The 9,141-nt window shown below is 70.3% G+C and carries 9 protein-coding genes; 2 read left to right on the forward strand and 7 right to left on the reverse strand.

All coding sequences use genetic code 11. From position 1 onward, the window contains the following. Nucleotides 1-145 precede the first annotated feature (145 nt). Nucleotides 146-706 carry a sugar O-acetyltransferase gene (locus P409_RS17635; protein ID WP_034840342.1) on the reverse strand — a complete coding sequence of 187 codons (561 nt, stop codon included), beginning with the start codon at nucleotides 704-706 and terminating at the stop codon, nucleotides 146-148. A 264-nt stretch (nucleotides 707-970) separates the two neighbouring features. Between P409_RS17635 and P409_RS17640 the strand changes: the two genes are divergently transcribed. After that, nucleotides 971-2,278, forward strand: coding sequence for a PQQ-dependent sugar dehydrogenase (locus tag P409_RS17640; protein WP_034840344.1), 1,308 nt, complete (start codon nucleotides 971-973; stop codon nucleotides 2,276-2,278). Further along, complete coding sequence (locus P409_RS17645) at nucleotides 2,275-3,189, forward strand: agmatinase (protein ID WP_034840347.1); 915 nt, start codon at nucleotides 2,275-2,277, stop codon at nucleotides 3,187-3,189. The genes P409_RS17640 and P409_RS17645 overlap by 4 nt, the downstream gene beginning before the upstream one ends. A gap of 69 nt (nucleotides 3,190-3,258) precedes the next feature. On the opposite strand, the gene hpnJ is transcribed toward P409_RS17645, so the two are convergent. The 6 genes from hpnJ to P409_RS17675 form a co-directional block, all read right to left on the reverse strand. After that, nucleotides 3,259-4,686, reverse strand: coding sequence for a hopanoid biosynthesis associated radical SAM protein HpnJ (gene hpnJ, locus P409_RS17650; RefSeq protein WP_202964706.1), 1,428 nt, complete (start codon nucleotides 4,684-4,686; stop codon nucleotides 3,259-3,261). Continuing rightward, nucleotides 4,683-5,831, reverse strand: a complete 1,149-nt coding sequence (gene hpnI / locus P409_RS17655; RefSeq protein WP_034840353.1) for a bacteriohopanetetrol glucosamine biosynthesis glycosyltransferase HpnI — start codon at nucleotides 5,829-5,831, stop codon at nucleotides 4,683-4,685. Before hpnI ends, hpnJ begins: the two co-directional genes overlap by 4 nt. A 213-nt stretch (nucleotides 5,832-6,044) precedes the next feature. Further along, nucleotides 6,045-6,512 (reverse strand): PRC-barrel domain-containing protein, encoded by a 468-nt coding sequence (locus tag P409_RS17660; RefSeq protein WP_034840356.1) that lies wholly within the window; start codon nucleotides 6,510-6,512, stop codon nucleotides 6,045-6,047. Between the two features lie 309 nt (nucleotides 6,513-6,821). Next, nucleotides 6,822-7,529: a lysozyme inhibitor LprI family protein gene (locus P409_RS17665; RefSeq protein WP_034840359.1), complete on the reverse strand. Its 708-nt coding sequence runs from the start codon at nucleotides 7,527-7,529 to the stop codon at nucleotides 6,822-6,824. Beyond that, nucleotides 7,526-8,278 (reverse strand): lysozyme inhibitor LprI family protein, encoded by a 753-nt coding sequence (locus P409_RS17670; protein WP_081991591.1) that lies wholly within the window; start codon nucleotides 8,276-8,278, stop codon nucleotides 7,526-7,528. The genes P409_RS17665 and P409_RS17670 overlap by 4 nt, the downstream gene beginning before the upstream one ends. 19 nt (nucleotides 8,279-8,297) lie before the next feature. After that, the gene (locus P409_RS17675) at nucleotides 8,298-8,996 is read right to left on the reverse strand and encodes a class II aldolase/adducin family protein (protein ID WP_034840365.1); all 699 of its coding nucleotides are present in this window, start codon (nucleotides 8,994-8,996) and stop codon (nucleotides 8,298-8,300) included. Nucleotides 8,997-9,141 lie beyond the last annotated feature (145 nt).

The raw sequence follows: 9,141 nt of genomic DNA on the forward strand, positions 1-9,141 counted from the left end.
CGACAGGGCGGGAAGGGGATGGAAGGAGAGGGATTCGGTGGGCGGCACAGGCCGTCGGGACCCCGTGGGTGAGAGGCAGCAGCTTGCGGTTCATATGGGGGGCGGCCGGCCGGAATGAAGGCGACGTGGACGCCAGGCCACCCCCTCAGTCATCGGCGATCGAGCGGATGACCCGCGCCGGGTTGCCGCCGACCAGGCTGTCCGGCGGCACGTCGCGGGTGACGACCGACCCCGCCGCGACCACGGAATTCTCGCCGACCGTGACGCCGCCGATGACGATCGCGCCGGCGGCGATCCAGACATTCCGCCCGATCACGATCGGCTTCGCGATGACGGCGTCGCGCCGCCGCGACGGCGCCAGGGGATGGCCGGAGGTGATGAGGCTCACATTCGGCCCGATCATCACGTCGTCGCCGATGTCGATCCCGCCGAGGTCATAGAAGGTGCAGTTCTGGTTCACGAAGACATTGCGCCCGACCCGGATGTCGGGGCCGCCGGTGGTGTAGAAGGGCGGGATCAGCCGGAAGCCGTCATCCACCGCCCTGCCGGTCAGTTCGCTGAACAGGGCCCGGACCTCGTCCGCGTCGTCGAAGGTCAGGCGGTTGAGGGCGGCGGTGAGCGCCATCGCCCGCCTGACGGCGGCCAGCATGGCCGCCGATTCCGGCGTTCGCCTCGGAATGATCCTGGTGCGATCGTCATCCGCCATTCTGTCCTCCGGTCGCGTCGCGCGAGCCGCCGGCGCATCGCGCCGCGCCGGAGGCCGCGGAGTGTAGCCAGCGGGGCGAGGGGCTGGAATCCATGCCGCGCCGGGCGCCTCGACACCGGACGACTTCCGCCCCACACTTGTCCGGCTTATCCTCGATTCCGCCATTTCCGCAAACGGCCCTCACGGCATGCCGACACCTGGCGGATCGTCGGCGCGACCTCGGGGCGCTTCGTGTCGCTCATGTCCAAGCCTGTGGGGAACGCAATGAGCTTGTCCGGCATCTTCGCCCGGGTGGTCGCGCTGGTCGGCGCTGGGGCGGTCTTCGTGCGGCACCGGAACGACGGCCCGCAGACACCGGCCTTCGGCAGTGCGCCGGCGATCCCTGCGGCGAAGCCGCAGGGCAGCATCCCGACCCTGAAGATGCCGACCGCGAAGGGATGGGCCGCGGGGCAGACGCCGGTCGCCGCGCCGGGGCTGCGGGTCAACGCCTTCGCCCCCGGCCTGAAGCATCCGCGCTGGATCCACGTGCTGCCGAATCGCGACGTGCTGGTGGCCGAGGCGCTGAGCGTGCCGGGGGGCATCCGCTCCGTCTTCGACTACGCCATGGTCAGCACGATGAAGCGGGCCGCCGCGGTGGGGGAGAGCCCGAACCGCATCACCCTGCTGCGCGATGCCGATGGCGACGGCGTCGCCGAGACCCGCGAGGTGTTCCTCAGCGGGCTGAACCAGCCCTTCGGCATGGCGCAGCTCGGCGACACGCTCTATGTCGGCAACACCGACGGCGTGGTGGCCTTTCCCTATGCGCGCGGCGACACCCGCATCACCGCCGCCGGGCAGACGCTGGCAAGGTTCAAGCCCGGCGGGCACTGGACGCGCAGCCTGCTGGCCAGCCCCGACGGGCGGAAGCTCTATGTCGGCGTCGGCTCGCTCAGCAACATCGCGGAGCACGGGATGGCGGCGGAGGAAGGCCGGGCGGCCATCCACGAGCTGGATCTCGACAGCGGCAAGGTCCGCATCTTCGCCTCCGGCCTGCGAAACCCGGTCGGCATGGCGTGGGAGCCGACGACGAGCGCCCTCTGGACCGTGGTGAACGAGCGCGACGGGCTGGGCGACGAGACGCCGCCCGACTACCTGACCTCGGTGCGCGACGGCGGCTTCTACGGCTGGCCCTATTGCTACTGGAACCGGATCGTCGACGACCGGGTGCCGCAGGACCCGGCGCTGGTCGCATCGGCCATCACCCCCGATTTCGCCCTGGGCGGCCACACCGCGTCGCTGGGCCTGTGCTGGGTTCCGGCCGGCACGCTGCCCGGCTTCCCCGACGGCATGGCGATCGGCCAGCACGGCTCCTGGAACCGCAGCAAGCTCAGCGGCTACAAGCTCGTCTTCGTGCCGTTCGAGAACGGACGCCCCGCCGGGCCGGTGCGCGACATCCTGACCGGCTTCCTGTCGCCCGACGAGCGCGTCTCCTATGGCCGGCCGGTCGGCGTCACCATCGGCCCGGACGGCAGGTCGCTGCTGATGGCGGACGATGTCGGCGACGTGATCTGGCGGGTCACGGGGGCGCAATGACCGCCGCCGCGCCCGGCTTCCTGGGCTTTCCCGACCGCCTTCCCGGCGGCCGCGGCCCCCGGATCGTGCTGTTCGGGGCCGGGCACGGCACCACCTATCCCGCCGCGGACAGCAGGGGCCATGCCCTGGCGCCCGATGCCATCCGCGCCGCCAGCCGGGACGATGCGGACCTCGTCGAGCATTGGGACTTCGATCTCGGCGGTCCGCTGTTCGACGGCGGGCCGGCCTGCTGCATCGATATCGGCAACATCCCGACCGCGATGCGCGACAATGAGGGGAACCGGGCCCGGATCGAGGAGCGGACGCGCCAGGTGCTGGCGTCGGGCGCCGTGCCGATGCTGCTGGGCGGCGACGATTCGGTCGTCATCCCCTTCCTGGCGGGCTTCGCCGACCACGGGCCGGTCTGGATCCTGCAGATCGACGCCCATATCGACTGGCGCGACGAACGGCATGGCGAGCGCCACGGCTATTCCAGCCCGATGCGCCGCGCCAGCGAGATGGCGCATGTCGCCGGGATGGTGCAGGTCGGCCTGCGCGCGGTCGGCAGCGCGCGGGAGGAGGAGATCGACGCGGCGCGGCGCTACGGCAGCCGCTTCGTGACCGCCCGCGAGGTCCACGCCCACGGCGTCGACGCGGCGCTGCGGCACATTCCGGAGGGGGCGCAGGTCGTCGTCACCCTGGACTGCGACGGCCTCGACCCCGGCATCATGCCGGGCGTGGCGGCGCCGACGCCGGGCGGCCTCAGCTACACCCAGGCGATCGACCTGATCGCCGGCCTCGGCAGGCGGGCGCGGATCGCCGGCTTCGACCTGGTCGAGCTCTATCCCCCCGCGGATGCCGGCGGCCTGTCCGCCGTCACGGCGGCGCGCCTGCTCGTCAACGCGATCGGCACCGTCGTCCGGCGGGGCTGAGCCCCCTCAAGACTGAGGCCCCGGACGCGTCCGGGGCCTCTGCGCTTTCGATGCCGGTGTCCGCCAGGTTCAGGCGGCCTTGCGCTCCTTGAGGAAGCGGAAGAACTCCACGCCCTCGCGCAGGCGGCGCTTCATCATCTCCGGGCTGCGCACCATCTCGCCGACGATCGAGGCGATCTTCGGGGCGCGGAAGTAGAAGCGCCGGTAGAAATCCTCCACCGAGTGGAAGATCTCGCCATGGCTCAGATGCGGGTAGTGCAGCGGCGCGATCTGCACGCCCTTCTCATCCACCAGCTCGGCATGGTCCGCGTCCAGCCAGCCGTTCTCCACCGCCTGATTGTACAGGAAGGTGCCCGGATAGGGCGCCGCCAGCGACACCTGGATGGTGTGCGGGTTGATCCGGGTGGCGAAGCGGATGGTCTCCTGGATCGTCTCCTTGGTCTCGCCCGGCAGGCCCAGGATGAAGGTGCCGTGGATCTGGATGCCGAGCTCGTGGCAGTCCTTGGTGAACCGCTCCGCGACCTCGATCCGCATGCCCTTCTTGATGTTGTGCAGGATCTGCTGGTTGCCGGATTCGTAGCCGACCAGCAGCAGGCGCAGGCCGTTGTCGCGCATCACCTTCAGGGTCTCGCGCGGCACGTTGGCCTTGGCGTTGCACGACCAGGTGACGCCGAGCTTGCCCAGCTCGCGCGCGATCGCCTCGGCCCGCGGCGCGTCGTCGGTGAAGGTGTCGTCGTCGAAGAAGAACTCGCGGATCTGCGGCATCGTCTGCTTCGCCCAGCGGATCTCGTCGATCACATGGCCGACGCTGCGGGTGCGGTAGCGGTGCCCGCCCACGGTCTGCGGCCACAGGCAGAAGGTGCAGCGCGACTTGCAGCCGCGGCCGGTGTAGATCGACAGGTACGGGTGCTTCAGATAGCCGATGAAATAGTCCTCGATCACCAGGTCGCGGTGATAGACCGGGCTGACGAAGGGCAGCGCATCCATGTTCTCGAGCGTCGCGCGCTCCGGGTTGTGGACCACCACGCCTTCGGAGTTGCGGTATGTCAGCCCGTCGATCTTCGACAGGTCGCGGCCGTCGGCGACCTCCTTGATGGTGAAGTCGAACTCGTTGCGGGCGACGAAGTCGATCAGCGGCGACCCGGCCATGCTGCCGTTCGGGTCGACCGCCACCTTGGCGCCGACCAGCCCGGCCTTCAGGTTCGGGTTCACCGCCTTCAGCGCCTCGATCATCTTGACGTCGGAGGCGAAGGACGGGGTCGAGGTATGCAGGACGGCGAGGTCGTAATCCTTGGCCTGCGCGGCCACCGCGGCGGGGCTGATGCGCGACGGCGGGCCGTCGATCAGCTTCGAGCCCTCGACCAGCGCCGCCGGCTGGGCCAACCAGGTCGGGTACCAGAAGGACTTGATCTCGCGCTTGGCCTGGTAGCGCGAGCCGGCACCGCCGTCGAAGCCGTCGAAGGACGGCGCCTGCAGGAACAATGTCTTCATCGTCATGGGGAGGGAGGCCTCCGATCCGTCACCAAGGTGCCGTCTGGTACGAGTTGATACAAATGGCCCCGCCAGTTCACGCCGGAGCCGAGATAGCTCACGACGAAAACCGCGAAGGCCAGCAGGTCGCGCGCCGGAATCAGCCAGTAGGGCCGCGGCGGCAGAGAGTAGGCGCGTTCGAAGCGAATGCACAGCCCGATCCGCAGGGCCAGCGCCAGCCCGGCCAGCGCCAGGGCCGGCATCCCTCCGCCCAGGGCCCAGGCGATCAGTGCCGCCGGGAAGGGATGGGTGATCAGCGACCCGGCATAGCCGAGGGGGTCGATGCTCTTGATGGTGCGGGCCCAGCGCATCTCATGCGCCCACATCGTGCCGGCCGAGGCCTCGCTGCACAGGTGGCCGATCAGCTGGGTCGACACCGCGACCCGGCGGCCGGCGGCCCAGACCGCGGCGCCGATGGCGTAATCCTCGGCCAGCAGGTCGGCGAAGGCCGTCAAGCCGCCGATCTCCGCCAGCATGTCGCGGCCCATCACGATGGTGGTGCCGATGCAGGGCCGCGCCAGGCGCAGGCCCAGGCCGACGATCACGCTCGGCGTGAAATGCGCGTCCATGCCCAGGCCGATCAGCCGCGACCATACGCCGCCGGTCGGCACGCCGTGATACAGGCAGGTGACGCAGCCGACCCCGGGGGCCTGCAGCTCCGCCACCATCTGCCGCAGATGGTCGGGCGGCACCCGCACGTCGCTGTCGGAGAAGACCACGACGTCGTGGCGGATCCGCTCCGCCATGTTGATCAGGTTGGAGACCTTGCGGTTGCTGCCGTGCCGGCGGGCATCCACCACCAGCTCCAGCGCCGCCTGCGGAAAGGCCTGGCGCAGCTGCGCGACCACGGCCAAAGCGGGGTCGCGCGGATCGGCCACGCCCAGCAGGATCTGCACCGGGCCGGGATAGTCCTGGCGGCAGAAGGAGGCGAGATTCTCGAACAGCCCGGGCTCGACGCCGTGCAGCGGCTTGATCACGGTGATCGACGGAAAGCTGCCGGGCTCCGGCGGGCGCCGCCTCGCGTGGCGGCCGGTCAGCAGGATGGCCAGGCCCAGATAGACGCATCCGAGCGCCGCCAGGATCAGGACCGGGATCAGCAGGACGTCCAGCATCGTTCGTGCCCGCGCGCTTCACGCCGGGCCCGGACCACGGGTCCGGCATCGGCGAGGATGATGCGCAAGCTAGAGCGCCGGCATCCCTTTAGGGAATGCCTAATTTTTGACATCTGTCATCTGGGGCTTCGGAGGACTCTTCCTGAGTCCCCCTCCCCTTGCGGGAGGGGGAGCTGGAAAAGACTCACTTCAGCGATGTGTGAATTGGACGGGTCAGCCGCCGGTGGCGATCTTGTAGTCGGGCAGGGCGCCCAGGTCGCCCCGGTAGACGAAGGCGGGGTGGTTCTTCACCAGCACCGGCTCCAGCTGGCCGTACTCGGCCGCGACCAGCCGGCCGCCGACGCCCAGCGTGCCGCCGATGCGGATGATCGCCAGCAGCACCTGGCCGTTCGGGGCGATGACGAAATCGGCGATCTCGCCGATCGGGCGCTGCGCCGAATCGAGCACGTCGGACCGGATCAGCCGGGTGGCCAGCGAGCCGTGGGTCGGGTCCTGCGGGTTGGCGATGGCCTCGTCGATCGCCTTGGCAGTGTCCTCATAGCCCTGCTGCACCTTCCGGCCGGCCTGGTCGAGGGCCTTGCCGGCCTGGTCCAGCAGGTTCTGCATGTCCTGGGCGGAGGCCGGGCCGGCCAGCAGCAGCGCGGCGGCGGTGACGGCCATGGGCAGGCGGATGGAACGCATGTCTTTCCTCCAGTCTCGCGGTCGCGGATGCGGAACCGAGATAAGGGTCCGAAGCCGGAACATGTTCCTTAAATGCGGCGGGAGATAGGGCTTTTGATGGGGCTTCATTGCGGTTGTGAGTCTCTACGGCGAGCGTGCTCGCGCCGCCTGGCGGGACCTTTTCACAACGGCCACCCCCTCGCCGTCATTGCGAGGAGGCGAAGCCGACGAAGCAATCCATCGGCCCGCTCGAGCGGCTGCATGGATTGCTTCGCTGCGCTCGCAATGACGGGAAAGGGGCCGTGGGCCGATCTCAAGAGGCCACCGCCGTCACTCCGGCGCGTAGCTGCCGTCCAGCTGGTCGATCCGCTGCATCGCCCGGTCGGCCTGGCAGCGGCTGCGGGCGGCGTCGCCCAGCAGCGCGGCCGCGGCGGCGCAGTCGCTCTCGGCGAAGCGCGCCCAGGCTTGCTGCGCCGCCAGGAAGGCGTCGCGCCAGCGGCCGGTATCGGCGACCCCGTCCGGCGGGCTGCCCGCCAGCCCGGCGGCGAAGGCCTCCAGCCTGCCGGCATAGAGCCGGTGCAGGGTGGCGAACGGGTCCTGCGGGTCCAGCGCGCCGCCGTCGCCCTCGGCCAGCGCCAGCTCGGTCTCGGGGTCGTGGTTATAGAACCCGTTATATTCGATCCGCAGGCTGGCCCGGCGCTCGCCGGTTGCCGTCGACGGCCAGCTCAGCAGCAGGAAGCTGTCGGAGCCGCGGGTCTCCAGGATTCGGGTGGCGACGCGCGGCGCCGGGGTGCCGTTCTCGACCACGGTCACGGCATAGCAATCGCTCGACGCCTCGCCGGCGCCGGGCTGGGTGCTGTCGCATTGGCCCTCGGGCCGCAGCACGTCGATGCCGCTCTCGTCGATCAGGCGCAGCAGCAGGTCGGTCTGGCCCGGCGCCAGCCGCGCCGACAGCACCTCGACGGACAGCACCTGCTCCGCCCGCGCCGGCAGGGCGGGGAGGAGGAGCACCAGCAGAAGAAGGGCCGCCCGCCTCATGGCGTCGCCCCGGCCAGGCCGCGCCGGTACGCCTCCAGCTGGTCGATGCGGTCGATGGTGCGCAGCGTCCGGCACCAATCCTCCGCCGCCGGGGTCGCCTCCAGCGGCGCTTTGCAATCGGCGTCCTTCAGCGCGATCCAGTCGCGCTCGGCCTGGACCAGCAGCCGGCGCGCCTCCGCATCCGTCGTCAACCGGGGGCTGGCGGTCAGCGCGTCATAGACCTCGTTCAGCCGCCGGTCCTGGAAGGCGTGAAGCGGCGCCCAGGGATTGTCCGGGTTGTCGAAGCCCGGCGCCTTGGCCAGGTCGATCGCCGTCTCCGGGGCGCGGCTGCGGACGACGTCGTCCCACAGCTTGAAGGACAGGTCGAGCCGCAGCGCGCGGGCCGATTTCGGATCGGCCGGGGTGCGGTAGCTCAGCAGCAGATAGGCGGTGCTGCCGTGGTTGAGCATCAGGTCGTAGGACAGCTTGCCGACGGGCTTGCCGTTCTCGCTGGCCGCGATCCTGTAGCAGCCGGTCTCCTGCGGGTCGTCGGTGCGGGCATAGCCGCTGCCGTCGCAGCGGTCGGCATCGGCCGGCAGGGCGCTGGGGTCGAGGCCGTTGCCGGTGACCATCAGCACCAGCACGACATCGGCCTCCGGCCCGGTCCGGGCGGCGACCACCTGGACGTCCAGCGACGGCGCCTCGGCCGCGCCGGCGACGCCCGGGATCATCAGCGCGGCTAGGCCGGCCACGGCGGCAAGCGCTCTCATGACGATGGAGAACGGTTCCTCAAGCAGCGCTGCGCGGGCGCGGCGTGTCGCTGACGCCGTCGATATCCGGCGCCTGGCCGTAGCTCATGCGCCGCATCTGCTCGATCACCTGGGCCATCTCCGCCTCGGTCAGGCGCGGCGGCTCGCCGATCGCCAGAGCGTGGACATACATCTTGGCCAGCACCTCGACCTCGACCGCCCGCCACATCGCTTTGGCGAAGCTCTCGGCCAGCACGATCAGGCCGTGATGGCCCAGCAGGCAGGCGGTGCGGCCCTCCAGCGCCTTCAGCGCGTGGTCCGACAGCTCCTGCGTGCCGAAGCAGGCATAGGGCGAGCAGCGGATGTCGGTGCCGCCGGCCACCGCCACCATGTAGTGGAAGCAGGGGATGCCCTTCTCATGCACCGCCAGCGTGGTCGAGAACACCGAATGCGTGTGCAGCACGACGTTCACGTCGGTGCGGTTCTTCAGGATGTCGCGGTGGAAGCGCCATTCGGAGGAGGGCAGGCGGCGCCCGTCATAGCTGGCGTCGAACGACATCTCGACGATGTCCTCGGGCTGCATCTGGCTGTAGGGCAGGCTGGTCGGGGTGATCAGCATGCCGCCCTCGATCCGGTGCGACACGTTGCCGGAGGTGCCCTGGTTCAGCCCGCTGGCGTTCATCTCGCGACAGGTGTCGATGATGCCTTGCCGCAGGGCGAGATGATTGAGCGCGGACATCGGGGTTTCCTCGGGGCTGGAGTGGGCGGCGGATACGTCTGATCTATACCGCCGGAAGCGCCGGCGCGCCAGCGAGGCTCCTCCACCGTTCGGCATAGGCGGCGAGGCCGGGCAGGGCCAGCGGCGCGGCCGGCTTCAGCGGCAC

The sequence above is a fragment of the Inquilinus limosus MP06 genome (assembly GCF_000767795.1).
Classification (GTDB): domain Bacteria; phylum Pseudomonadota; class Alphaproteobacteria; order DSM-16000; family Inquilinaceae; genus Inquilinus; species Inquilinus limosus_E.

Coding starts and splice junctions, on each gene's coding strand:
- P409_RS17635 (WP_034840342.1), bottom strand. CDS start 706: ATGGCGGATGACGATCGCACCAGGATCATTCCGAGGCGAACGCCGGAA.
- P409_RS17640 (WP_034840344.1), top strand. CDS start 971: ATGAGCTTGTCCGGCATCTTCGCCCGGGTGGTCGCGCTGGTCGGCGCT.
- P409_RS17645 (WP_034840347.1), top strand. CDS start 2,275: ATGACCGCCGCCGCGCCCGGCTTCCTGGGCTTTCCCGACCGCCTTCCC.
- hpnJ (WP_202964706.1), bottom strand. CDS start 4,686: ATGACGATGAAGACATTGTTCCTGCAGGCGCCGTCCTTCGACGGCTTC.
- hpnI (WP_034840353.1), bottom strand. CDS start 5,831: ATGCTGGACGTCCTGCTGATCCCGGTCCTGATCCTGGCGGCGCTCGGA.
- P409_RS17660 (WP_034840356.1), bottom strand. CDS start 6,512: ATGCGTTCCATCCGCCTGCCCATGGCCGTCACCGCCGCCGCGCTGCTG.
- P409_RS17665 (WP_034840359.1), bottom strand. CDS start 7,529: ATGAGGCGGGCGGCCCTTCTTCTGCTGGTGCTCCTCCTCCCCGCCCTG.
- P409_RS17670 (WP_081991591.1), bottom strand. CDS start 8,278: ATGAGAGCGCTTGCCGCCGTGGCCGGCCTAGCCGCGCTGATGATCCCG.
- P409_RS17675 (WP_034840365.1), bottom strand. CDS start 8,996: ATGTCCGCGCTCAATCATCTCGCCCTGCGGCAAGGCATCATCGACACC.